Source organism: Sneathiella limimaris, assembly GCF_012932565.1.
Taxonomy (GTDB): Bacteria; Pseudomonadota; Alphaproteobacteria; order Sneathiellales; family Sneathiellaceae; genus Sneathiella; species Sneathiella limimaris.
Map to the genome: position 1 here is coordinate 2,577,294 of NZ_JABBYJ010000001.1, position 23,092 is coordinate 2,600,385.

At 45.9% G+C, this 23,092-nt stretch carries 25 protein-coding genes and 1 tRNA gene; 18 read left to right on the forward strand and 8 right to left on the reverse strand.

What is annotated here, in order from left to right:
• Positions 1-1,416, reverse strand: a complete 1,416-nt coding sequence (locus HH301_RS12475) for an amidase (protein WP_169569225.1) — start codon at positions 1,414-1,416, stop codon at positions 1-3.
• 145 nt (positions 1,417-1,561) lie between these two features.
• On the opposite strand from HH301_RS12475, the gene HH301_RS12480 reads away from it, so the two are divergent.
• Positions 1,562-1,822 carry a PGPGW domain-containing protein gene (locus tag HH301_RS12480; protein ID WP_169569226.1) on the forward strand — a complete coding sequence of 87 codons (261 nt, stop codon included), beginning with the start codon at positions 1,562-1,564 and terminating at the stop codon, positions 1,820-1,822.
• An 89-nt stretch (positions 1,823-1,911) separates the two neighbouring features.
• Entirely contained in the window at positions 1,912-2,349 is a 438-nt protein-coding gene (locus HH301_RS12485; protein ID WP_169569227.1) for an Hsp20/alpha crystallin family protein, read from the forward strand.
• A 52-nt stretch (positions 2,350-2,401) separates the two neighbouring features.
• On the opposite strand, the gene HH301_RS12490 is transcribed toward HH301_RS12485, so the two are convergent.
• Positions 2,402-2,478: transfer RNA gene (locus HH301_RS12490), tRNA-His, on the reverse strand.
• 55 nt (positions 2,479-2,533) lie between these two features.
• The gene (locus HH301_RS12495) at positions 2,534-3,703 is read right to left on the reverse strand and encodes an aminotransferase (RefSeq protein ID WP_169569228.1); all 1,170 of its coding nucleotides are present in this window, start codon (positions 3,701-3,703) and stop codon (positions 2,534-2,536) included.
• A gap of 86 nt (positions 3,704-3,789) precedes the next feature.
• On the opposite strand from HH301_RS12495, the gene HH301_RS12500 reads away from it, so the two are divergent.
• The 6 genes from HH301_RS12500 to HH301_RS12525 all read left to right on the forward strand — a co-directional run bounded on the left by HH301_RS12500 (position 3,790) and on the right by HH301_RS12525 (position 8,096).
• Complete coding sequence (locus tag HH301_RS12500) at positions 3,790-4,965, forward strand: pyridoxal phosphate-dependent aminotransferase (protein ID WP_169569229.1); 1,176 nt, start codon at positions 3,790-3,792, stop codon at positions 4,963-4,965.
• Positions 4,966-4,968: 3 nt separating this feature from the next.
• Positions 4,969-5,184 carry a SlyX family protein gene (locus HH301_RS12505; RefSeq protein ID WP_169569230.1) on the forward strand — a complete coding sequence of 72 codons (216 nt, stop codon included), beginning with the start codon at positions 4,969-4,971 and terminating at the stop codon, positions 5,182-5,184.
• A gap of 90 nt (positions 5,185-5,274) precedes the next feature.
• Positions 5,275-5,568 (forward strand): DUF3253 domain-containing protein, encoded by a 294-nt coding sequence (locus HH301_RS12510; protein WP_169569231.1) that lies wholly within the window; start codon positions 5,275-5,277, stop codon positions 5,566-5,568.
• A gap of 254 nt (positions 5,569-5,822) precedes the next feature.
• Positions 5,823-6,161 carry a P-II family nitrogen regulator gene (locus HH301_RS12515; RefSeq protein ID WP_169569232.1) on the forward strand — a complete coding sequence of 113 codons (339 nt, stop codon included), beginning with the start codon at positions 5,823-5,825 and terminating at the stop codon, positions 6,159-6,161.
• A gap of 63 nt (positions 6,162-6,224) precedes the next feature.
• On the forward strand, positions 6,225-7,637 hold the full coding sequence (gene glnA, locus HH301_RS12520; RefSeq protein WP_169569233.1) for a type I glutamate--ammonia ligase: 1,413 nt from the start codon (positions 6,225-6,227) through the stop codon (positions 7,635-7,637).
• Between the two features lie 168 nt (positions 7,638-7,805).
• Positions 7,806-8,096: a 2TM domain-containing protein gene (locus HH301_RS12525; RefSeq protein WP_169569234.1), complete on the forward strand. Its 291-nt coding sequence runs from the start codon at positions 7,806-7,808 to the stop codon at positions 8,094-8,096.
• 36 nt (positions 8,097-8,132) lie between these two features.
• Here HH301_RS12525 and HH301_RS12530 read toward each other — a convergent pair whose 3' ends face one another.
• Complete coding sequence (locus tag HH301_RS12530; RefSeq protein WP_169569235.1) at positions 8,133-8,519, reverse strand: acyl-CoA thioesterase; 387 nt, start codon at positions 8,517-8,519, stop codon at positions 8,133-8,135.
• Positions 8,520-8,639: 120 nt separating this feature from the next.
• Here HH301_RS12530 and parE point away from each other — a divergent pair, with 120 nt between their 5' ends.
• Positions 8,640-10,601: a DNA topoisomerase IV subunit B gene (gene parE / locus HH301_RS12535; RefSeq protein ID WP_169569236.1), complete on the forward strand. Its 1,962-nt coding sequence runs from the start codon at positions 8,640-8,642 to the stop codon at positions 10,599-10,601.
• 3 nt (positions 10,602-10,604) lie between these two features.
• Here the strand turns inward: parE and HH301_RS12540 are convergent, their stop codons facing one another.
• Positions 10,605-11,309, reverse strand: coding sequence for an alpha/beta fold hydrolase (locus HH301_RS12540; RefSeq protein WP_169569237.1), 705 nt, complete (start codon positions 11,307-11,309; stop codon positions 10,605-10,607).
• Between the two features lie 237 nt (positions 11,310-11,546).
• Between HH301_RS12540 and HH301_RS12545 the strand changes: the two genes are divergently transcribed.
• The 3 genes from HH301_RS12545 to HH301_RS12555 all read left to right on the forward strand — a co-directional run bounded on the left by HH301_RS12545 (position 11,547) and on the right by HH301_RS12555 (position 14,210).
• A complete protein-coding gene (locus tag HH301_RS12545) occupies positions 11,547-12,938 on the forward strand; it encodes a DEAD/DEAH box helicase (RefSeq protein ID WP_169569238.1) in 1,392 nt (463 codons plus the stop codon).
• A gap of 105 nt (positions 12,939-13,043) precedes the next feature.
• Positions 13,044-13,286: an Lrp/AsnC ligand binding domain-containing protein gene (locus HH301_RS12550; protein ID WP_169569239.1), complete on the forward strand. Its 243-nt coding sequence runs from the start codon at positions 13,044-13,046 to the stop codon at positions 13,284-13,286.
• 18 nt (positions 13,287-13,304) lie between these two features.
• A complete protein-coding gene (locus tag HH301_RS12555) occupies positions 13,305-14,210 on the forward strand; it encodes a DMT family transporter (protein ID WP_169569240.1) in 906 nt (301 codons plus the stop codon).
• On the opposite strand, the gene HH301_RS12560 is transcribed toward HH301_RS12555, so the two are convergent.
• From HH301_RS12560 to HH301_RS12570, 3 genes are read right to left on the reverse strand one after another with little or no spacing between them, the layout of a single operon-like run.
• Positions 14,200-15,459, reverse strand: a complete 1,260-nt coding sequence (locus tag HH301_RS12560) for a TRAP transporter large permease (RefSeq protein WP_169569241.1) — start codon at positions 15,457-15,459, stop codon at positions 14,200-14,202. The two genes, HH301_RS12555 and HH301_RS12560, sit on opposite strands and share 11 nt — an antisense overlap.
• On the reverse strand, positions 15,452-15,967 hold the full coding sequence (locus HH301_RS12565) for a TRAP transporter small permease (protein ID WP_169569242.1): 516 nt from the start codon (positions 15,965-15,967) through the stop codon (positions 15,452-15,454). Before HH301_RS12565 ends, HH301_RS12560 begins: the two co-directional genes overlap by 8 nt.
• Before the next feature lie 29 nt (positions 15,968-15,996).
• On the reverse strand, positions 15,997-16,992 hold the full coding sequence (locus HH301_RS12570) for a TRAP transporter substrate-binding protein (protein ID WP_169569243.1): 996 nt from the start codon (positions 16,990-16,992) through the stop codon (positions 15,997-15,999).
• A 318-nt stretch (positions 16,993-17,310) separates the two neighbouring features.
• Here HH301_RS12570 and HH301_RS12575 point away from each other — a divergent pair, with 318 nt between their 5' ends.
• The 6 genes from HH301_RS12575 (at position 17,311) to pcaF (ending at position 23,084) form a co-directional block, all read left to right on the forward strand.
• On the forward strand, positions 17,311-17,955 hold the full coding sequence (locus tag HH301_RS12575; RefSeq protein ID WP_169569244.1) for a TetR/AcrR family transcriptional regulator: 645 nt from the start codon (positions 17,311-17,313) through the stop codon (positions 17,953-17,955).
• Positions 17,956-18,020: 65 nt separating this feature from the next.
• A complete protein-coding gene (locus tag HH301_RS12580; RefSeq protein ID WP_338091383.1) occupies positions 18,021-18,863 on the forward strand; it encodes a TauD/TfdA dioxygenase family protein in 843 nt (280 codons plus the stop codon).
• A gap of 568 nt (positions 18,864-19,431) precedes the next feature.
• Complete coding sequence (locus tag HH301_RS17900) at positions 19,432-20,475, forward strand: diguanylate cyclase (protein WP_169569246.1); 1,044 nt, start codon at positions 19,432-19,434, stop codon at positions 20,473-20,475.
• Positions 20,476-20,627: 152 nt separating this feature from the next.
• The gene (gene paaG, locus HH301_RS12590) at positions 20,628-21,410 is read left to right on the forward strand and encodes a 2-(1,2-epoxy-1,2-dihydrophenyl)acetyl-CoA isomerase PaaG (RefSeq protein WP_169569247.1); all 783 of its coding nucleotides are present in this window, start codon (positions 20,628-20,630) and stop codon (positions 21,408-21,410) included.
• Positions 21,411-21,468: 58 nt separating this feature from the next.
• On the forward strand, positions 21,469-21,864 hold the full coding sequence (paaI, locus tag HH301_RS12595; RefSeq protein ID WP_277348908.1) for a hydroxyphenylacetyl-CoA thioesterase PaaI: 396 nt from the start codon (positions 21,469-21,471) through the stop codon (positions 21,862-21,864).
• A gap of 17 nt (positions 21,865-21,881) precedes the next feature.
• A complete protein-coding gene (gene pcaF / locus HH301_RS12600) occupies positions 21,882-23,084 on the forward strand; it encodes a 3-oxoadipyl-CoA thiolase (protein WP_169569249.1) in 1,203 nt (400 codons plus the stop codon).
• Positions 23,085-23,092: the final 8 nt, after the last annotated feature.

Genomic DNA, 23,092 nt, shown 5'->3' on the forward strand with positions numbered 1-23,092 from the left:
TCACCCCAATTCATTCAGTTTCGGGCGGAGTTTTGCTCCTTCAAAATTGGCTTCAAAAGCCAGGGCAGCCGAGAGAACCATCTCGTCTTTATGCATAGGACCAACGATCTGCAGCCCTACTGGCAATCCATTGTTTGCCAAACCGCAAGGGATTGAACATGCAGGTTGCTGGGTCAAGTTGAACGGGTAGCTAAAGGGTGTCCAGTCCACCCAATCAGAGACCTCTTTGTCACCAACAGTTGGCCCTAACTTTCCAACTTCAAAAGCCGTTACCGCCAAGGACGGCGTCAAAAGCAGATCATATGTTTCATGGAACCGCTTCATCAAGGCCCCTAACTCAGCCCGGGCGATATTGGCGTCAAATAGGTCTGTGGTTGTGACCTTTGACCCCTTTTCGAAAACCAACTGAAGGCCAGGATCCATTAATTTTCGAGCTTTTTCATCCGCAGGTTTCAATGCATACCAGGCACCACTTTGCCAAAGAGCACTAAAAATCTCCAATGGACACTCAAAGCCTGGATCAACTTCCACAATTTCGGCCCCAAGCGACCGAAAACAATCAACTGCGCGATCAACGGCTTTGGCAACTTCAGGATCAACTTTAGCATAACCAAGATCCCGGCTATAGGCGATTTTTCGTCCAGCAAACGTCATCGGTTTCAGATTTCGATACTGAATATCTGTTTCTGGCAAAGCATACCAGTCGCGGCTATCGTGCCCCTTCATCACATCTAACATGAGACAGGCATCTGCAACCGAACGGGTCATGGGACCGACATGGGACACTGTACCATAAGCGGATGCTGGCCAAGCAGGTACACGGCCGAAACTGGGTTTGTGCCCGAAGATACCGGCAAAAGCAGCGGGTATTCGAACAGATCCTCCGCCATCAGTTCCGGTATGAAGAACCCCCATACCCGCAGCACAAGCAGCCGATGCGCCACCACTGGAACCACCGGGTGTTTTCTCAGGGTTCCAAGGGTTTCTGGTGATACCACTTAGTGGGCTATCCGTAACACCTTTCCAGCCGAACTCTGGTGTCGTGGTTTTTCCCAAAAAGACAGCGCCAGACTCACGCAACCGTTGCGTTGCAGGTGAATCTTCGGACCAGTCGCCCTCAGGATCGACAAGCTTAGATCCTTTCAAAGTCGGCATGCCCTTCATCAGCATCACATCTTTGATCGTTGTCGGCACACCGTCAACAAGACCTAAAGGCTCACCTTTATGCCATCTCGCCTCTGAGGCTGTCGCCGCTTCAAGAGCGCCATCTGGATCTGTTCGAACAAAAGCATTTAGAGCAGGGTTAACTTTCTCAATCTGGTCCAGGGCTGCTTTAGTTGCTTCGACCGGGGAAACCTCCTTGGACTTGTAGAGTTCAACTAGTTCAACTGCTGTAATGAACGCCAGATCTGACATTTTGCTTCCCCTTGCTTATTTTTCTTCATCGAAACCATAGTCAGAGTTGTTAAAGGGTTCAATAGCTGCCTTCTTTCTGACATTGTCTGTAAACATCTCTTAAAGGGAACGGCTTAGAATGCTGGAGGGGTTCAACTCAGGAATTATGACCAAAAAAAAGACGACTAAAAAACTAAAAGAAAAAGTCAAAATCCCCGAAAATAAACTCCATCGCCAGATCCTAGGTTGGGCACTTGTTCTTGGTGGTTTGCTAGGATTTCTTCCCGTTGTTGGGTTTTGGATGTTCCCCTTAGGGATTGTTATTCTGTCCATTGATTATCCTTTTGCCCGACGCCTGAAAAGACGCGTTGGCGTCTGGTGGGGCCGCTGGCAACAAACCCGCCAAAAGGACAGAAAGACTAATTGATCATAATCAAGTTCAAAACACGGCTATCGTGTAAAATCCTTCTTAGTTGAGTTCTCTGTAGCTGTATTAATGATCAGAAGGAGTTTCTCATGACCGATAGCCACAAAACTAAAACTGTAGAAAGATCAGATAATTTCTGGCCTCACCTTTTTGATCCATTCAAAGGCTTTGGAACTATGGTTTCCAACTTCTTTGCCCCGAGTGCCGATGCATCGAACAGTAAAGACCTCTATGAAATCAATATAGAGCTTCCTGGTGTCGATGAAAAAGACATCCATGTTGATGTGGAAGATAATGTTCTCACCATTCAAGGAGAGAAAAAGTCTGAAAGTGAAACCAAAGAAAAGAATTACTATTTCACTGAACGGCATTATGGATCATTTCAACGCTCATTCAGACTACCGCCCGATGTCAAAACGGATAAGATTGATGCCCATTTTGATAAAGGTATTTTGAAAGTCACAATTCCGAAAAAAGCCCCGGCTGAGGACAAGGCCCAAAAAATCAAGATCCGGACCAGCTCTTAAGACTTTCATGGAAACGAAAAAGCCCCGCTTATTGCGGGGCTTTTTAGGAAAATGGGGCGAATGACCGGGATCGAACCGGCGACCTCCTGAGTCACAGTCAGGCGCTCTAACCAACTGAGCTACATTCGCCATCAAAGTGGCGCCCTATTTAGCCGCCATCCAATGCCGGGTCAAGGCGCTTTCTTCATTTACTCTTAAAAAAATCGTCAAGCCTTGTAATCGCTTCTTTCAAAACTTCTTCACGCTTGCAAAAACAGAACCTGACAAAATTCGTTTTGGCGCCTTCAGAAGCATAGAATGCACTAACTGGAACTGCCGCGACCCCTGCTTCAGTTGTAATCAATCGGCAAAAATCCACATCACTACCTTGAAAGCCAATAGACTGAATGTCAGCATTCAAAAAATAGGTCCCATCACAGTCAGCCGTTTCAAACCCAATTTCTCTAAGACCGTTCCGGAAATAGTCTCTTTTACCCTGCATGCTGTCTTTGAGATTCTCATAAAAGAAATCATCCTTATTGAGACCAAAAGCAACCGCATTCTGCAAAGCCGGAGGTGTTGTAAAGGTTAGAAACTGATGGGCCTTTGCAATTCGAGCAATCAGTTCATCTGCACCCGTTATGTATCCAACTTTCCACCCTGTCAGTGAAAAAGTCTTCCCCGCAGATCCAATCCGAGCAGTTCTGTCTCCCATTCCCGGCAACGTGGCAAGAGGGATATGGGAATTTAGTCCAAAAACAATATGCTCATAGACTTCATCACATACGGCGTAAGCATCATATTCCTGAATTACCTCAGAGAGAAGTTCTAGCTCTTCGATGGTAAAGACTTTGCCTGTCGGGTTCATTGGGTTGTTCAACAAGACCAATTTTGTTTTTTCCGAAAAGGCCGCCCGCAAGCGTTCTTCCTCCAGATCCCAATGAGGTGGGTCCAGACGAACAAACTTAGGAATACCCCCTGCCCGCAGAACTAGCGGCAAATAACAATCATATAGTGGCTCCAGCAAGACCACTTCATCGCCAGGATTAATAAACGCCATCAAGCAATCTGCAAGAGCTTCTGTTGCTCCGGATGTGATTAGAACCCCGCTTTCCGGTTGCACCGCTATTCCATAGAACCGGTGGTTGGCATCAGTAACCGCCTGACGCAATTCCATCGTTCCCATCATCGGCGGATATTGATTAGGTCCTTCCGTAAGACCTTTGGCTGCCATAGCACGGACATCTTCCGGCCCATCCTCATCAGGAAAGCCTTGCCCTAGATTGATCGCCTTGTGTTCAATAGCCAATTTGGACATCACTTCGAAAATTGTTGTCCCAAAAGCGGATAAGACTTTGTTTGCCTGCTTTACCATTCCTCGCCCTAATCTTCCCTTGCAGTCACTGAGCCATAAGGCCTATCTTCACACGAAATTTAACACAAGTCTTTAGGGAAGTTATCATGGGTGTGTCTGAAAAAATGTCCCGTCTTGGAACAGAAACTGCTTTTGACGTTCTGGCAAAAGCTGGCAGATTACAGGCACAAGGTATGGACATCATCAATCTTGGTATCGGGCAGCCGGATTTCCCCACTCCCGACCATATCGTTGAAGCCGGCGTAAAGGCGCTGAGGGATGGTCATCATGGCTACACGGGCGCAAATGGTATCCTGGAGCTGCGCGAGGCGGTTGCCAAAGATATTCTCGATCGTAAATCCGTTGAGATTAATCCAGACAATATCCTTATAATGCCCGGGGGCAAAGTGACCATGTCCTTTGCTATTGAAATGTTTGGGGAAGCGGGCGCAGAAATCCTTTATCCAAACCCTGGGTTTCCAATTTACGAAAGTATGATCCGATACAGCGGCGCTAAACCAGTTCCCATCCCTCTACTTGAAAAGAACAAATTTTCTTTTGATGCAGATGAAGTCTTGTCCCTCATCACAGATAAAACCCGGTTGATTATCCTGAATTCGCCTGCAAACCCGACCGGGGGTGTGGTCCCTAAGGAGGAAATAGACAAACTTGTAAAAGGCCTACAAGCTTTTCCAGATGTCTACATTCTTTCCGACGAAATTTATAGTCGTATGACTTATGACGGGCTCGAACATGTCAGTCTGTTAAGCTACCCAGAAATAAGGGACAGACTTATTGTGCTGGATGGATGGTCAAAAACCTACGCAATGACTGGGTGGCGACTGGGTTGGGGATACTGGCCGGACGCCCTCGTCCCGTTAGCGAATAGGCTATGTGTGAATTATCACTCCTGTGTAAACGCACCGACCCAATATGCTGGAATTGCTGCACTTGAGGGTGACCAAACACCTGTTGATGAGATGATGACCGCTTTTGATGCCCGCCGCCATCTTATTTACGAACGCTTGAACGCCTTAAAAAGTATTTCTTGTGTCATGCCCAAAGGCGCTTTTTATGCGTTTCCCAATATCTCAAAAACCGGACTTGATAGCCGCACATTTCAAAATAGATTTTTGGAAGAGGAAGGTGTTGCAACCATTGCAGGAACAAGTTTTGGAGAATATGGGGAGGGGTATGTTCGTTTTTCTTATGCGAATTCTATTGAAAATATCAGTCTGGCCATGAGCCGTCTCGAAACTTTCCTAAACAAAATAAAAGGATAGATTATGGGAACAGAGCCTGAAACACGCCTGACCGAGGTAGAACTCAAGTTAATGGATCAGGAACAAGCAATTGCTGACCTCAGCGACATGGTCAACAAGCAATGGCAATTGATCGAAAACCTGACTGCTCAACTTACATCAGCTAAAAGCCGAATTGTTACACTGGAAAGCCATATGCCTGAAGGCGCTCAACAGGCCGAAAAGCCGCCTCATTATTAAGGAGCTTGGCGGAATTAAGTAGCCTTTGATCAAGATCCAAGGTATGGATCGGAAAATTTATTGATCCCCTGATATACAGACACGATACCCATGACCGATACAGAAAAAAAAGAACCCCCTCAAGACGATCCAATCGCGACCTATATCTTGGACGCGCTTTCTTCAGGTGAAGAAGTTTCTCCAAATACCATTGCCCAAACAATCGCTAGGGATAAACAGAAAGAAAGCTCACCTCGGGATTTCTGGCGAAAATTTATGACAGCCGTTCGTCAGCAGGCAATTCATCTTGCCCGGAACGGACGCATTGAAATCGTTCGCAAGGGGGAAGTTGCGGATCCAAACGATTTTAAGGGTCTATACAAACTGAGACTGCCTAGAAAATAATCAGACTATTGAATTTAAGCTTTTAGCCAGAAACGATTGCCTTGCATTTTTTGCGCATTATTTAATCATTTGCCTAATTTTTGATCTATTTTTTTGCCTGTTTTCGTGCCACCATTTGAGTGTATGAAGTGAAAACCTCTGAAAATGGGCAATTAAAAAAAATTAAGGGTTTTTTAAAACTTGGCACGATTAGTGCTTAAATATCGGACAGGCGCTTGTGCCACCTTTTGACGCAACTACCGAAGAAGTGACAAATGAAAAAAATTGAAGCGATTATCAAGCCTTTCAAACTGGATGAAGTAAAGGAAGCTCTTCATGAAGTGGGCCTTCAGGGGATTACGGTTACAGAAGCCAAGGGTTTCGGTCGTCAAAAGGGACACACTGAACTTTACCGCGGCGCAGAATACGTAGTCGATTTTCTGCCTAAGGTGAAAATTGAAATCGTGCTTGAAGATGAGTTGCTGGAACGGGCGCTGGAAGCCATTCAGTCCGCAGCGAAAACTGGCCGGATTGGTGATGGCAAAATCTTTGTGTCTTCCGTCGAGGAAGTCATTCGGATCCGTACAGGAGAAACCGGTAAGGATGCTGTCTAATCCGGTTTGCACCACCTGCCCTGCAGGTAAAATAGAAATCATTGTTAACAGAGAGACACAAATATGACTGCAGAAATTTCTAAAGTGCTAGACATGATCAAGGAAAACGAAATCGAATATGTTGATCTTCGTTTTACAGATCCAAAAGGAAAATGGCAGCACCTTGCAATGCACGCTGATGCAATCGAGGAAGAAACATTCACTGACGGCATCATGTTCGACGGCTCTTCCATCACAGGCTGGAAAGCGATTAACGAATCTGACATGACTCTGAAGCCAGATGCATCTTCTGTCGTTATTGATCCATTTGCAGCACGCCCAACAATTATTTTGTTCTGTGATATTGAAGATCCAACTAGCGGTGAAGGTTACGAACGCGACCCACGCTCTGTTGCGAAGAAAGCTGAGGCTTACCTTGCCTCTACAGGTATTGGCGACTCTGCATTCTTTGGTCCGGAAGCTGAATTCTTCATGTTCGATGATGTTCAGTTCTCTAACGACAGCCACCACACATTCTTCAAGCTTTCAGATTCTGAAGCTCCATACATGTCTGGTGAAGATATTGACGGAGGCAACATCGGTCACCGTCCAGCAGTTAAAGGCGGTTACTTCCCTGTACAGCCTGTTGATAGTGGCGCAGACATCCGGTCTGAAATGGTTTCAGTCGCCAAAGAAATGGGCCTGAAAGTTGAAAAGCACCATCATGAGGTTGCACCTTCCCAGCACGAACTGGGCTTTAAGTTCAACTCACTGGTTGGTGCTGCAGATGACATCCAGAAACAGAAGTATGTCATTCACAACGTCGCACACGCTTACGGTAAAACAGCGACATTCATGCCAAAACCAGTGGCTGGTGACAACGGCTCAGGCATGCACGTTCACCAATCTATCTGGAAAGAAGGCAAACCAGCTTTTGCAGGTTCAGGCTATGCTGGCCTTTCTGAAACTGCTCTTTACTACATCGGTGGTATCATTAAGCATGCGAAAGCAATCAATGCTTTCACAAACGCTTCCACAAACTCTTACAAGCGTTTGATCCCAGGCTTTGAAGCTCCTGTTCTGTTGGCATACTCTGCACGTAACCGTTCTGCTTCTTGCCGTATTCCATTCTCTGGCAGCCCTAATGGTAAGCGTGTTGAAATTCGCTTCCCAGACTGTACTGCAAACCCATACCTCGCCTTCTCTGCAATGATGATGGCTGGTCTTGATGGTATTCAGAACAAAATCCACCCAGGCGATGCCATGGACAAAGATCTTTACGATCTGCCAGCTGAAGAATTGAAAGATATTCCAACAGTTTGTGGTTCCCTGCGTGAAGCACTGGAAGCACTCGACGCAGACCGCGAATTCCTGACCAAAGGTGATGTCTTCACAAACGACATGATCGATGGCTACCTGGCAGTGAAATGGGAAGATGTTTACCGCTTTGAACATGCTCCTCACCCAGCAGAATTTGCAATGTACTTCAGCGTATAATCGGCGACTTACATTTCAACAAAAAGAAAGGCTGCGATCATTCGCAGCCTTTTTCTTTTATGATTTCAGCTTAATCCGTTTCGTATCCTGCATCACAGCAATACCGAAAACCAGATGACAGCTCCCCGGTAACCGTTAAACTCAAATGAGTGTGTATGGGAGAAACCAATGGAAACATCTGAAAAAGATTTGAGAGCGGCCCGGCGCAAAGTTCGCCACATACGTCACTTTTACAGACATCTAGCCACATACGCAGTTGTCATTGTGTTCCTGCATATCATTAACCTATTGACTTCAAGCTACTATTGGGCGATCTGGCCAACACTAGGCTGGGGGTTAGCCGTTGCTGCGCAGGCTATTCATGTATTTGGCTTTTTCAATTTCTTCGACGAAGAGTGGGAAGAAAGAGAAGTTCAGAAAATACTGGAGAAAAAACGGCTAAAAGCCCAAGGTTCCTGATAAAACGTGCCAAATATTGAAAACTAATTAGACGCCTTATTCTTCATCCGAAGGTGGAACAACCCTTGGTTTTCCATCATCATCAATTGCGACAAAAATATAAGTCCCTTCGGTCACCTTGATTTCCTGGGGATCCAGCTTGCGAACAACAATGGTCGTCAGTTTCACATGCAAGGATGTCCGCCCAACTTTGCTAATTTCCCCATAGATACTGACAACATCACCAACTTTAATGGGTTGATGAAATGTCATCGCTTCAACCGCAACAGTAACAACTCGACCTTTTGCGCGGCGTGAGGCTAGGACACCGCCGGCAATATCCATTTGTGATAACACCCAGCCGCCGAAAATATCCCCATTATTATTGACATCTCGGGGTTGAGGAGCCGTTCGAATAATCGGATCGCGATTTATTTTTGCCATAAGATTCAAGTGCCTTAAAAACTTTTTCGTCAATCTGGAAATTATACATTTTTATTGGTATGAGAGAACAGTATTCTGAAACTCATATTGTAATTTATTCCTGCAAAGTGAAATCCACATATGTCTGATCTCTTTCAGCAGCCGAAATCTGAAACTGGTGATTATTCCGCAAAGGATATTGAAGTCCTTGAAGGACTGGAGCCCGTTCGAAAACGCCCTGGTATGTATATCGGCGGTACGGATGAACGTGCCCGCCATCATCTGGCTGCCGAGGTTCTGGATAACTCCATGGACGAAGCTGTCGCAGGGTTTGCAAGTCGGATTGATGTTGAACTTTTTGCAGATGGCTCCATCTCTATCCGGGATAACGGGCGGGGCATCCCTATTGATCCTCATCCCAAATTTAAAGACAAATCGGCGCTTGAAGTTATCCTGACAACGCTTCACTCAGGCGGAAAATTCTCTAACAAGGTCTATCACACAGCAGGTGGCCTGCATGGTGTGGGTGTATCAGTCGTAAATGCCCTCTCCTCTAAAACCATAGTAGAGGTCGCGAGAGATAAAGAACTGTGGCGGCAGGAATATTCGCGCGGCCTTCCGGTAACGCCGCTTGAGAAAGTGGGCGCAGCGCCAAATCGGCGCGGGACTATGATTCATTTCCGTCCTGATGACGACATATTTGAAGAAGGCACGAAACTTCGCCCAAATCGGCTTTACAAGATGGTTCGCTCTAAAGCCTATCTGTTTAGAGGTGTCGAGATCAGATGGAAAGCGGCCCCTGAACTCATTAAAGATGACACACCTGCAGAAGACACCCTGCACTTCCCGGGTGGACTTTCAGACTTTCTGGCTGCGACGCTCGAAAATCGGCAAACCGTAACCCCTGAGCCATTTTCTGGCCGGGTTGAGGTTGAAGGTGATCGCGGACGCGTTGAATGGGCGATTGCCTGGCCTGTTGATAATCTCTCTTTTCTGAGCTCCTACTGTAACACTGTTCCGACACCGGAAGGCGGCACCCATGAAAGCGGCTTCAGATCCGTTCTTTTACGGGGACTGAAAGCTTATGGTGAGATGATCAATAATAAGAAAGCTGCCCAGATTACTGCCGATGATATCATGGGTGACGCAGCAGCTGTTCTCTCTGTCTTTATTCCAGAACCACAATTTCAGGGGCAGACAAAAGAAAAACTGGCAACACCAGAAGCCACACGGCTTGTGGACGCAGCCCTAAAAGACCATTTCGATAACTGGCTTGCCTCAGCCCCTGATCAGGCGAATAACCTTCTCAATTGGATTATTTCCAAATCAGAGGAACGTCTGCGGCGCCGCGCCGATAAAGACACAAGCCGCAAGACGGCGACAAACCGCCTGCGGCTTCCCGGTAAACTCGCAGATTGCTCTCAACAAAATGCTGAAGGCACTGAACTCTTCATCGTTGAGGGTGATAGTGCGGGCGGTTCTGCCAAACAAGGGCGTGACCGGAAAACGCAAGCCATTCTGCCCCTTCGCGGGAAAATCCTCAACGTGGCCTCCGCAGGTTCCAGCAAAATCAAAGCTAATCAAGAATTGTCTGATCTTATACAGGCACTAGGTTGTGGTACCGGCGACAAATACCGTGAAAGTGATCTACGGTATGAAAAAGTCATCATCATGACTGACGCGGATGTCGATGGTGCCCATATTGCTACGCTGCTGATGACGTTTTTCTATCAGGAAATGCGGCAACTTGTCCTGGACGGTCACCTTTATCTCGCACAACCGCCTCTGTACCGAATTACACAAGGCGGCAAGACTGCCTACGCCATGGATGACGCCCATAAGGATCGTCTTCTTGAAACTGAATTTACGGGCAGAGGAAAAGTAGACATCAGTCGGTTTAAAGGCCTAGGCGAAATGCCACCCGCTCAGCTTAAAGAAACAACCATGAATAAGGAAAAACGGGTTCTGCTTCAGGTTCGAATCCCCATGGAAGAATTTGGTGAGACCGCAGACCTTGTGGAAAGTCTAATGGGCAAGAAGCCTGAGCTTCGTTTCCACTTTATTCAGGAAAATGCCCGTTTCGCAGACAACTTGGATATTTAGCAATTACCAGCTCAACCACTCCCGGAGAATGCTGTTACTTTCCATCGGTTTTTCCATAGTTGGTAAGTGTCCACAGTCGGCAATGGTATGAAATTCACTGTCTGGGATTTTTTCTGACATTTCCGCCTGCAATTTTGCAGGAATGAGGGCATCATCTTCTCCCGACAAAACAAGCGTGGGGCAGTCGATTTGTCCCAATTCAGCATTCCGATCTTTTCGGTCCATAATCGCGGTTTCCTGACGGATAAACCCATCACGCCCAATGTCCTGAGCCATCTGGTAAATGCGTTCTGTTAATTCTGAATCCTGAAAGCGACTAGGGTGAATTAACATTGGTAAGAGTGCTTCTGTCACTCCTTTGAAGGTCGTTCCCCGCTGAACCAACCTAATGAAATCCTGACGCTTTTTCTTGTCTGCAGCGCTATCGGCATCAGCACGTGTATCTATGAGCGCCAATCGCTCAACCCGTTTTGGTTGCCGCAAAACGATCTCTAAAGCGATATATCCCCCCATGGATAAGCCAGCCAAAGAAAATTTTTCAGGCGCAGTTTTCAGGATCTCGCTTGCGATCTCTTCAACACTGGCATGGTTGTCATGACGCGGTACAGTCATGTTTGCCAGATCTGAAAGCGCGTGAAGCTGATCTCTCCAGAGGTCCTCCGTACAGAGTAAACCCGGTATTAAAATAAGGGACTGTTTCTCAGACATTTAGAATACAAACTTGTGAAAAATCATCATTATCGCCGAACTTAATCAACCGACGAGCAGACTTCAACCAGAATAAGAAGGTTTCATTTACATACACAAATTTGAAATAATTGTTGAGTATATAGCTTAAACCCTAGGAAAACCTTGGAAAAACACAGGAATAGTTTGACAGAACACCATATTTCACTAAATTGCCTGTGTTTTGAGTTTATGATAATTGGCGGTAGTTTTTAACGCATGACATTTGCAGATCTTGGCCTAAGCCCTGAAGTCCTGAAAGCTGTTTCGGACTCAGGTTACGACACACCAACCCCCATTCAGGAAAAAGCAATCCCGACAGTACTGATGGGACGGGACGTCCTAGGCATCGCCCAAACAGGCACAGGCAAGACTGCCAGTTTTACACTGCCAATGATAGATATCTTGGCTTCGGGCCACTCAAAAGCCCGCATGCCCCGCTCCCTTATTCTCGAACCAACACGGGAACTTGCAGCGCAGGTTGCCGAAAATTTTGAGAAATATGGCAAATACAACAACCTCAGCATGGCCCTTTTGATCGGTGGTGTGTCTTTTTCAGACCAAGAGACTAAGCTGGATCGTGGTGTTGATGTTCTCATTGCAACTCCTGGCAGACTGCTAGATCATTTTGAGCGCGGTAAAGTTTTGCTAAACGGCGTAAAAACACTCGTGATCGATGAAGCCGACCGCATGATGGATATGGGCTTTATTCCGGATGTTGAGAGAATTGTGTCCCTTATGCCGCCTCTTCGTCAGACTCTGTTTTTCTCTGCCACCATGTCCAAAGAAATGCGGAAACTGGCTGATAAGTTCTTGATGAACCCTAAAGAGATCAAGGTTGAAGCCCCTTCCAATGCAGCGGCTACAGTAACCCAAGGGTTGGTTCGAGTTAAAAAACGGGAAAAGCGCCCTGCTCTTCGCCATATGTTGAAAGACGAAGCTGTCAAAACCTCCTTTATCTTCTGTAATCGTAAGAAGGATGTGGACATTGTTCTGGGGTCCCTGAACAAACACGGCTTTAATGCCGGCGCCCTTCATGGGGACATGACACAGTCGCACCGCATGGAAACTTTGGACAAGTTCCGCTCTGGTGAAATTGCCCACCTCGTCTGTTCAGATGTGGCCGCACGTGGCATCGATATCTCCAACGTCAGCCATGTCTTTAATTTCGACGTGCCCACCCACTCTGAGGATTACGTCCATCGCATCGGTCGGACGGGCCGTGCCGGACAAGAAGGACATGCTTTTACGCTAACCTGTAAAGGTGATGAGAAATACCTGGATGCAATCTACAAAACCATCAATCAGGAAATTCCATTAGTCCAGCTTGAAGAGATGGAAGAGATTGAAGCCGAAGGCCGGGATATTGAACAACGGAGTAAGTCTTCTAAATCTGACAACTCCAGAAACCGTAAACCTTCATCTAAACGTGCGAACCCGCGAACTGAAGCATCTGCTTCAGAAGAAAACACTGAAGACCGTCGCCCCAAACGCCAGCCCCGTACCAGGAGATCTCGTTTTGGTCGGGAGGATGATTCAGCCCCAGTAATGGGACTTGGCGATCACGTACCAGCCTTCTTCAACATTCCTCTAAGGAAGTCTGCTGAATAGTTGCCCCAAACCAATTAGATGATGTTTTTGCTATCCTTTCGGTTTTACATTTCAAAGCCGATCATGTTACCAATGCGAATAATCATCAGCTAAGGGCCTCTTCAGATGCAGACAATTTTTATTCTGGTTAAATGTGAACTTGGCAAAGCCTATGTCGTCGCCAACGAAGCTGTCGAAAATGTCGAAAAAGTTTCCGAAGTTTATTCCATCTCAGGCAAATATGATCTGATGATGAAATGCTATCTGAGTGAAGATCAAGACATTGGTCACTTTGTCAACGAGCAGATCCAGACCCTTCCCCATATTAAAGACACCTTTACGATGATTACCTTCAAGGCTTTTGCCTGATGAGGATTTAATCAAAAAATGAGTGCCCCGCAGCAGCAACAAAGCGGCGTGCTGATTATGGCCATGGCTATGCTGGCTCTTCCTGTCATGGATCTATTTGCCAAGCTACTGACCGAAACCATGTCCCCTGGGTCCGTCGCTTTTGCCCGCTTCTTTGCTCAGTCCCTCATTATGCTTCCTTTCCTGTTTATTTCAGGACAACAAGGGCGCCCTACTCTTCTTCATCTCTTGGCGGGTCTTTTCCTGGGAAGTGCATTGGTCGCCCTTAACACGGCATTGAAAGCAATGCCGATCGCCAATGCCCTTGTTATCTTCTTTGTAGAACCCCTGTTTTTAACAATTTTATCTGCGGTTATCTTAAAAGAGGGGTTTGGATGGCGGCGAATGATTGCTGTTTTCCTCGGCCTTATAGGTGCGATTGTCGTTTTACGACCTAATTTTCAGGCCTTCGGCATTGCGTCCATCTTTCCGCTTATCACCGCCCTTTGTTTTTCTTGTTATCTTCTGATCACGCGTTTTCTCTCGCAAAAAGGCAGCCGTGTCTCTCTTAATTTCTGGACTGGCTTTTTTGCAGCCTCAGTTCTTGGCCTTGCATTAATACCTGGAACCCTATTTGAAATTGATATTTTTGCATTCGACTTGCCGACAGGACATCAGTTTTTTTATGTACTTGGTATGGGAGCATTGGCAGGTGTTGGACACTGGATGATCGCTCTTGCCTTCTCAAGGACTGAGGCTGGCGTTTTGGCTCCCTTGCAGTACCTGGAAATCATCTCCGCGACCATATTAGGCTGGCTAGTCTTCAACGAATTTCCGGACCCAATGACCTGGCTTGGAACTGTTATCATTATTGGGGCTGGTTTTTATGTATTCTATCGGGAGCGTAAACTCTCCAAGCCACAAGGACCTATCGTTATTGATTAGAGATCAGGGCGACCTCTGGCAAGAAAGTCACAATCAATAAAACAACAAGGATTATGCCCATGAAGGGAAGCACTGATCTACAGATCAAGCCCAGCTTTTCCTTAAAGGCTGACATCGCCACAAGAAGATTGATACCAACTGGCGGCGTCAAAAAACCGACCTCGAGATTGATCACCATAATAATTCCCAAATGAACCGGATCGATGCCAAAATTTAAGGCCAGTGGCAAAAGAATGGGGGCAAGAATGAGAATTCCGGCATTAATATCCAAAAAACAACCAATGAGAAGCAGCAGAATATTAATTGCGAGCAAAAAGGCGATGTCACTCTCGACAAAGCTGGCGACCCACGACGTAAGGTTTTGAGGGACCTGCTCAGTCGTAAGAAGCAAATTCAGGCTCATGGCAATTGCAAGTAAAGGAAACAAGGCTCCTAAAAGCTTCGCCGTCTCAATCGAGATGCCGTAAAGATCCTTGAGCGTCATCTCCCTATGAACAGCAACCTCAACAACTATGGCGTAGCAGAACGCCACTGCGGCGGATTCAGTTGGTGTAAAATAGCCTGAATAAATTCCTCCAAGAAGAATGACTGGCATCATCAGTGACCAAAAACCCGATTGGACTGAAGCTCCTAACTTTCTAAAGCTAAAACCAGCTTTTGGTAGAGCCCAGTTGACCCTTAAAGCATAAATAGACATGAGAATAGTCATGATAATGCCTGGTAGGATCCCAGCCTTAAAAAGGTCAGTGATCGATGTTTCTGTCACAATCCCAAAGAGGATCATGGGGATTGAAGGCGGGATAACAACCCCCAATGTGCCGCCTGAAGTCAGTGCGCCAAGCGCGAATTTACGGCTATACCCAGCCTCACAAAGCGCAGGATAGAGAATAGCACCAACTGATAATAGAGTAACAGCGGATGATCCCGAGATCGCAGCGAAAACAGCGCAGGATAAAATTGTTGCAATTGCAAGGCCACCAGGTAGTCCTGCGGTCAGTTCCTTCATAATATTAATGAGGCGGAACGCGATCTGCCCCTTGGTCATGACATTGCCGCAAAGAATAAACAAAGGAACAGATAGGAGAACTTCCTTATCCAGTCCAATCCACATGTCTTCAATGATATATTCAAGAACACCATCGCCATAAAAGAAGTGGATATAAGCAGCCATGGCGAAAAGGATCAGAATCAGGTTTTGCCGGAGGATCAGCAAAAGTATCGGGAGCGCAATTAAGCCAAGCTCACTCATGGCCGCGCCCTTCACTTTTCGCTAAAAGCTGGAAGTGTTCTTTGTCCGAGGGATAACAAGCAAAAATGACATACCTTAGTGTAAGAGCAAAGAAGCTATAAGGCAGCACCAATTGAATTGGCCATAACGGCCACTCAAGAACAGCCGCCGTCTCTCCATTTAAATAAGTGCTTTGGACAAACGAAATCGCAAGAACACCCAATGCTCCGTATAAAAGAGCTGCGACAAAATCTGACATTCTATCCACGGCCCAACTGAACCGAACAGAAACCACTTTATCAAGGAGTTGAGGTCTTATTTGCTCCCCACTTGCTGAAGATAGGGACATACCCAAAAAACCAGCACTTATTGCAGCATATACCGCAAATCTTGGCGCGCCCCACACGCCGCTCCCAATGAGTTCACGACCAGTAATGTCAATGACGAGGCTTAAGGTTGCGGCACCATACGCGAAGGTTGCAATCCAAGCCTCCAGACGGAAGTGAAAAATGAGAAATCTAAGCACCATCGGAGTATACTATTGCAAAAGTGAGCTTATTAATTGGTACAGGCCCGTTTCGCTTCCTCGATTTGTGCATAAATAGGTTTGGCGTCGCCCCCAAGATCTTCAATCAAACTATCTCGTGCGGCCTTGGCTGTCCTTCGCCAATTCGCCATCTGGTCTGCATTAAGTTCGATGACACGTCCCCCATTCTCAGAAAACTTTGCAAGAGAGCTTTTTTCAGCACCCCTTACCATTTGGCGGAGTTTCACTGGACTTTGCCTTGCTTTGAGAAAAGCTGATTGCTGTTCGTCACTCAATCGTTTCCAAACTTTTTGACTCATGAGCACCATTCCAACCTGGTGAGAATGATTGGAAGCAATCCAGTTGGGAGCTATTTTTGAAAACCCAAGCGCTGTGTAAACTAAGCCCGGCAGATCAGCTCCTTCAACCAAACCCGTTTGAAGTGCTGAAGCGACTTCCGTTATAGGAAGAACTACCGCGTTTGCCCCAAACCCGTCAGCCGTCAGTGAAGAAGCTTTTGTCGGCGCAACACGCATTTTTTTGCCAGCTAAATCTGCCAATCCATTCACAGGGCTGGTGAAGGCGTAACCCCTATTGCCAACTTCCGTCCACCCAAGAATTATTAATCCTTTTTCTTCAAACTTATTTTGGAAAATAGAAAATAGATGATTATCCAAAGCACAATCCGCTTGCTCCAAGCTGTCCCAAATATAAGGAGCCGCCAATAACGCTATCTCCGGAACCATAAGGCTGGCAGCGGTGTTGGAAAAAGAGCCCATATGGATACGCCCTCTAGCCACCTGCCGGATAACGTCCTGCTCATTTCCTAATTGGCTCCCTGAAAAAACCTGAACTTTTATTGTCCCGGAAGTATCTTTTTTAACTGATTCCGCGATTTGATGAGCGTATATCGCCCAGGGAGTTTTTTCTGGAGCAGCTGTACTGAACCGAATTTCCGTTTCTGCCCTAACGGAACTGCCCCCGACAGTAAAAACCATCAAAAATATTAGAAAAAACATTCGCCCCATAAGACCGCCCTCCCCATCAGTTGGTACACACCAAAAAGCAGCACATTATTTTAGACAAAAACACTTAATCAGTGCAATTATCCACCCCACAAACGCCCATCACCACACACTATCAGCGTTCGCTTGCATCATTCTTGACATTAATACTGGCATTTCAAAATTTACATCTTTTATAAATTATAATTATAGTTATAATTTTGGACTGCACAAGGTTTTTCTTATGAAGATAGTTTGTTTACTAACGTTATAATTGCTACTAGACTTTTATTGACGTAAGGAAATTAAGTAGAAAAAGAACAAGTATCAGGCAGTGTTATAATGGAAATTCAAGCAAAGGGTGTAAAACCAGCATTGCAAGGCAGAAGTCGGCAACGAAGAGATGAACTGATCAACGCCGGCATGATCCTTATGCAAGATAAGAGTTTCGCTGATATATCTATTATCGACCTGACGGCTCATTGCGGATATTCAGTTGGCACCTTCTATAGCCGATTTGAGGATAAGGAAAGTTTTTTCAAAGCTGTTCAAGAAGCAGCAACGGCCTCGACACGAGCCCAGCTTGAAGAGGAATTTTCTAAACCTTTTTGGAAAACAGCTTCTCTTGAGGAAATCTTCACCAAGCTAGTCAACACTCTTTTTGAACTCATAGCTGGCCCCCACAAAGGTGTTGTTAGAGCCTCCATCGTTTTGTCAGGTTCTGACCCAGAAATGTGGAAACCTATCCATGAGGCCGGCATTCACATTCGAAAAATGATCTTGGGCTTACTTGAAGAACGGTATTTAAAGTCAGATCCAGATAAATCCATTAAGAGTATAGAGTTTGCCTTGCAGATGTTTTTTGGAACCGCAGTGCAGGCCATCCTGAATGATCCAGGACCAGTTCGCCTAACCGACCCTGAAATGCGACAAAACCTAACACGTATGTTTCTCACTTATATTATTCTGGAGCCTGATAAAACCTGACAAACGAGGCCCCCAACTGAAAACTATGTCTTTTTATATAACCATAATTATAGTTAGAGGAAACAATAACTAAAGACTACAGCCATTTTACGGCCACCCCCCTTACTCCCACCTTGGGAGCAATGATTAGCGGAATAGATTTGACAAAAAATAATCCGCCTGAAGCCTATCAGGCTCTGAGAAGAGCTCTAACGGATTACAAAGTCATATTTTTTCGCGATCAAGACATGTCCGACGAAAAATTTCTAAAACTTGGACAGAGTTTTGGGGTCCTTGAAGTACATGAGTTTTTTCCCACCAAAGAAGGATTCCCGGAAATACAAGTCATCAGCACAACTGGAGGGAATACTGGAACCGATCGCTGGCACACTGACGTGACATTCAGAGAGCGCCCCTCCTCGGCAAGTATACTTAGAGCCATTGATATTCCCCCAGAAGGCGGCGGAGATACAATGTGGCTTTGCACGAATGCAGCTTATGAAAACTTGTCCAAACCCATTCAGAAGCTGCTGCTTGTACTGGAGGGCGTTCATGACATCCGATTTGGAATGACGGGATACCTGGACAACAAAACAGTCGAGAGGACAGTGAGTGAAAATCCTCCTCATACACATCCCGCTGTCATTGCCCATCCCATGACCGGGGCCCCTCACCTTTTTATCAATTCCATTTGGACTAACGCGATCAAAGATTTGTCCAGAGAAGAAAGTCAGGCCCTTCTTCAACTGCTGTATGAACATGTCAAAAAACCAGAGTTTCAGGTTCGTTTTCGATGGGATATTAACTCAGTGGCCATTTGGGATAATATCGCCACCCAGCACTATGCGCTCGGAGACTACCAATATAACCGTGTGATGAATAGAATGATTGTAGATGGTGTACCACTTAACGCCTATGCCACCAATTGAAACAAAATTATTACATTTTAGTCTCAGAAAAGGATGAAAAGGACTTTTGATTCCCTGAATTATTAAACGGTTTTCATGTCTGAAACCTAAAATAATCGGTCAAAATTCTAACTATGCTATTTATTTTTTATAACTTTCACGACTGATCAATTAATTATTTTGGTTTTACGGCTTGGGCAGGCTCTAAAGTTCTTTTCATCCTTTCAAATTCAAACTTTCTAGGAAAGTCACGGTTTATAAAAAGATCTGTTTTCTGCCCTTCTGAGCTGAAGAAATAAATCTAAGGCACTGAGAATAAAAACATTATTCATCTCTTCCAACTAACCTTAAGTAATTGAACCAATATTTAAGCATTATATTACGAATATAATAATATTAAAGAAATAATTAACCGTAGAATTTCCCCCATTACTAGTTAAATGAATGGAGTTTCAACGACAGAAGATCCTGAAATTGTAATATTTTGTTATATTAGTTGTTAAACATTAACTTATTTGTAAGTTTTTCAATCAATGATGCGAGCCATTAGCACGATATATGCCCATTTGGATAGAAGTGAGGTTCAGCTGTGAGCAAAGATGATAGCTTTGAAAAAGCATCTCTGAATGCCCAAAAGACAATGGCGTTACTGCAGGATCGCAAGATTAAATCGATCCCACAGAACTTTACCATTTGGTATGAATATTTGAGCGGAGACAACCCCGCTATCATCAAGCTGGTCAATCGGCTGCTTTCTGAACATGGAAAATTTTCGGAAAGTGTTTCTAAGCAAATCTACAACGAGTTTTTCAGCCACGATCGGGAAAGCAAAGAAATACGTGAAACCAATCTCTTGGTTCAGCAGTCGATGGAAGCTGTTCTTAGAGAGCTGAGAAACTCTTCCAAAGGTCTAACAAACTATGGCGAAAAATTGGAAAACTTCGCTGGGAAAGCTGACGGCCTAAGTGTTGCGGATCTTCAAAACACAGTCCGGGATATTATCCAAGAGACACAAACCATGGCCTCTCAATCTCAGCATTTGAATGAGAATTTGAAGAAGGCTTCTGATGAAATTGAAGATTTAAAGAAGCGTTTGGAGTTGGTGGAAAACGAAAGCTTAACAGATCCTCTTACCCAAATTGCCAATCGCAAGAAATTTGATATTGAGTTGATGAATGCCATCTCAAGCGCTCAAGCCGAAAATAACAAGCTTTGCCTTGTGATGTCTGACATAGATCATTTCAAGAAATTTAATGATACTCATGGCCATCTGTTTGGCGATCAAGTTCTAAAACTGGTCGCTCGAATTTTGGAAAACAACATGAGGGGGGGAGCCCTTGCGGCTCGGTACGGAGGAGAAGAATTTGGTTTGATTTTGCCAAAGACTTCTCTCTCCGCTGCTTTCCAGCTTTCCGATAAAATCCGGAAAACAGTATCCTCAAAAAGCCTGGTCAACAGAAATACAGGTGACGAAGTCGGAAAGATCACCATGTCTTTCGGCATCGCTCAATATACACCTGGCGAAAATGTAGATGCTTTCATCGAACGAGCTGATGCGGTTCTCTACTCCGCTAAAGAAAACGGCCGTGATCAAGTGCGCATGGAAACACAGGAAATGGCAGCAGCCGTTTAAGACTAAACCTTCAATTTTCTTGAAAATCAGCTACTCTTTTGTGGCTGATTTTTTTTGGCCCTTTAACAAGCGATACAAATTTTCCTATTAATTGAAAATTTTTGTGTTACTTTAACCGCAAATATAAGAAACAGATGCTGGGAGGCAGCGCCATGGCTTACGAAACCATTTTATTCGACATTACCGATAGTGTCGCGACCATCACCTTGAACCGTCCGGATAAAATGAACTCTTTTAGTGAAAAAATGCACGAAGAGTTAAGAGCAATCATGCCGGAACTTGAAAGCGATGCTGTGCGGGCTGTACTGATTACCGGTGCTGGACGCGCGTTTGGAGCAGGTGCAGATCTATCAGAAAGTTCCGCTGAAAGTGGTAATTTTGACGCTGGTGAAACACTAGAGAAAAATTACAACCCTCTTATTCTGTTAATCAGAAACCTAGAGAAACCTGTTATCTCCGCTGTTAATGGTGTTGCCGCGGGTGCCAGTATGAGCCTCGCGCTAGCAGCTGATATATGTATCGCGGCCCGATCTTCCTATTTCCTACAGGCTTTTTGCCACATCGGCCTTATTCCAGATGCAGGCAGCACCTACTTCCTGCCAAGACTTGTCGGCTCAGGAAAAGCCATGGGACTTGCCATGCTCGGTGACAAAATCCCCGCAGAGGAAGCTGAGAAAATGGGCTTAATCTGGTCCGTGGTGGATGATGAGGAATTAATGTCAACCGCAACTTCACTTGCGCGCAACATGGCAAAGGGACCAACCGCCGGTCTTGGAAAAATCAAAAAAGCGATGAATGCTAGCCTTTCCAATGACTTAAAAGCACAGCTTGATGTTGAACGTGACCTGCAGCGAGAGGCCGCAAAATCAGAAGATTTCGCAGAAGGAGTTTCAGCTTTCGCTGAGAAACGTAAGCCTGTTTTTAAAGGAAAGTAACGTGTCCGACCCTTCAAAATTGTCTCCAGAGGAACTGGCCTCACAAGTTGGAGCAAAAATGTATGCTGAAGACGAAGCCAGCCAGCATCTCGGCATGACACTCGTCGAAGTCACCCCAGGAACTGCAATAATGACCATGCGGGTCCAGGACTATATGTTAAATGGGCATAAAACCTGCCACGGAGGTTATATGTTCCTGCTCGCCGACTCCGCGTTTGCCTTTGCCTGCAATTCCTATAACCAAAGTACAGTAGCGCAGGCAGCACAAATCAACTTTCTTAAACCGGTATCTGTTGGTACCTTGCTGACCGCGACAGCTACTGAAGTCAGTAGAACTGGTCGAACTGGCCTCTACAATATAGATGTCACCAACGAAGAGGGCGCGCTTGTCGCCTCTTTCCGCGGAAATTCACACACAATCAAAGGTCAGATAATACCTGATCTCAATGACTAAGAAAAAGAACTAGACCTATGAAAAACGCATATATCTGTGACGCAATCAGAACCCCAATTGGCCGATATGGCGGCGCCCTTTCTGCTGTCAGAACAGATGATTTGGGTGCAATTCCAATAAAGGCGCTTATGGAGCGAAATGCCGGCGTCGACTGGACAAAAGTTGATGATGTTATTTATGGCAACGCTAACCAGGCTGGCGAAGACAATCGAAACGTAGCGCGCATGAGTGCCCTGCTTGCGGGTCTTCCGGATGCCGTTCCAGGCTCCACTGTCAATCGGCTATGCGGATCCGGCCTGGATGCAACAGGCTCAGCTGCCCGTCAGATCATGACTGGAGAAGCTCAACTGACCATCTCAGGTGGCGTTGAAAGCATGAGCCGTGCTCCCTTCGTGATAGGCAAAGCTACAACCGCATTCTCCCGCAATGCTGAAATTTTTGACACGACCATCGGCTGGCGTTTTGTCAACAAGCTGATGAAGGAACAATATGGCACTGACAGCATGCCAGAGACAGCTGAAAATGTGGCAGACGACTATGGTGTCAATCGTGAAGATCAGGACCTGTTCGCACTTCGCAGTCAGGACAAAGCGGCAGCTGCTCAGGCAAATGGCAACCTGGCGGAAGAAATTGTTGCCGTCACTATCCCGCAGCGTAAAGGCGATGCCATTGTCGTTGAAAAAGATGAACACCCTCGGGCGACTTCAATCGACAAACTTTCAGCACTTCGCCCAATTGTTAGGGCGGATGGGACCGTTACAGCGGGCAATGCATCTGGCGTGAATGACGGCGCCTGCGCCCTACTCCTTGCATCTGATGAAGCCATTAAGACATACAACTTAACGCCAAAAGCACGGGTTGTGGCGACCGCTGTTGCAGGTGTCCCACCCAGGATCATGGGTATCGGCCCTGCCCCAGCGACCAAAAAAGTTCTCGCCCTAACGGGCCTCAGCATCGATGACATGGATGTGATTGAGCTAAACGAGGCTTTTGCGGCACAAGGACTGGCAGTGACACGGGAACTCGGCATTGCCGACGATGATCCACGAGTTAATCCCCAAGGCGGCGCAATAGCACTAGGCCACCCTCTTGGAATGTCGGGTGCGCGTCTGGCAACTACAGCCACCTACCAACTTCAAAGAACAGGCGGCAAATATGCTCTCTGCACCATGTGTATTGGTGTTGGCCAAGGGATTGCCATGATAATCGAAAAGGTCTGACCAAAACG

Coding starts and splice junctions, on each gene's coding strand:
- HH301_RS12475 (WP_169569225.1), bottom strand. CDS start 1,416: ATGTCAGATCTGGCGTTCATTACAGCAGTTGAACTAGTTGAACTCTAC.
- HH301_RS12480 (WP_169569226.1), top strand. CDS start 1,562: ATGACCAAAAAAAAGACGACTAAAAAACTAAAAGAAAAAGTCAAAATC.
- HH301_RS12485 (WP_169569227.1), top strand. CDS start 1,912: ATGACCGATAGCCACAAAACTAAAACTGTAGAAAGATCAGATAATTTC.
- HH301_RS12495 (WP_169569228.1), bottom strand. CDS start 3,703: ATGGTAAAGCAGGCAAACAAAGTCTTATCCGCTTTTGGGACAACAATT.
- HH301_RS12500 (WP_169569229.1), top strand. CDS start 3,790: ATGGGTGTGTCTGAAAAAATGTCCCGTCTTGGAACAGAAACTGCTTTT.
- HH301_RS12505 (WP_169569230.1), top strand. CDS start 4,969: ATGGGAACAGAGCCTGAAACACGCCTGACCGAGGTAGAACTCAAGTTA.
- HH301_RS12510 (WP_169569231.1), top strand. CDS start 5,275: ATGACCGATACAGAAAAAAAAGAACCCCCTCAAGACGATCCAATCGCG.
- HH301_RS12515 (WP_169569232.1), top strand. CDS start 5,823: ATGAAAAAAATTGAAGCGATTATCAAGCCTTTCAAACTGGATGAAGTA.
- glnA (WP_169569233.1), top strand. CDS start 6,225: ATGACTGCAGAAATTTCTAAAGTGCTAGACATGATCAAGGAAAACGAA.
- HH301_RS12525 (WP_169569234.1), top strand. CDS start 7,806: ATGGAAACATCTGAAAAAGATTTGAGAGCGGCCCGGCGCAAAGTTCGC.
- HH301_RS12530 (WP_169569235.1), bottom strand. CDS start 8,519: ATGGCAAAAATAAATCGCGATCCGATTATTCGAACGGCTCCTCAACCC.
- parE (WP_169569236.1), top strand. CDS start 8,640: ATGTCTGATCTCTTTCAGCAGCCGAAATCTGAAACTGGTGATTATTCC.
- HH301_RS12540 (WP_169569237.1), bottom strand. CDS start 11,309: ATGTCTGAGAAACAGTCCCTTATTTTAATACCGGGTTTACTCTGTACG.
- HH301_RS12545 (WP_169569238.1), top strand. CDS start 11,547: ATGACATTTGCAGATCTTGGCCTAAGCCCTGAAGTCCTGAAAGCTGTT.
- HH301_RS12550 (WP_169569239.1), top strand. CDS start 13,044: ATGCAGACAATTTTTATTCTGGTTAAATGTGAACTTGGCAAAGCCTAT.
- HH301_RS12555 (WP_169569240.1), top strand. CDS start 13,305: ATGAGTGCCCCGCAGCAGCAACAAAGCGGCGTGCTGATTATGGCCATG.
- HH301_RS12560 (WP_169569241.1), bottom strand. CDS start 15,459: ATGAGTGAGCTTGGCTTAATTGCGCTCCCGATACTTTTGCTGATCCTC.
- HH301_RS12565 (WP_169569242.1), bottom strand. CDS start 15,967: ATGGTGCTTAGATTTCTCATTTTTCACTTCCGTCTGGAGGCTTGGATT.
- HH301_RS12570 (WP_169569243.1), bottom strand. CDS start 16,992: ATGGGGCGAATGTTTTTTCTAATATTTTTGATGGTTTTTACTGTCGGG.
- HH301_RS12575 (WP_169569244.1), top strand. CDS start 17,311: ATGGAAATTCAAGCAAAGGGTGTAAAACCAGCATTGCAAGGCAGAAGT.
- paaG (WP_169569247.1), top strand. CDS start 20,628: ATGGCTTACGAAACCATTTTATTCGACATTACCGATAGTGTCGCGACC.
- paaI (WP_277348908.1), top strand. CDS start 21,469: ATGTATGCTGAAGACGAAGCCAGCCAGCATCTCGGCATGACACTCGTC.
- pcaF (WP_169569249.1), top strand. CDS start 21,882: ATGAAAAACGCATATATCTGTGACGCAATCAGAACCCCAATTGGCCGA.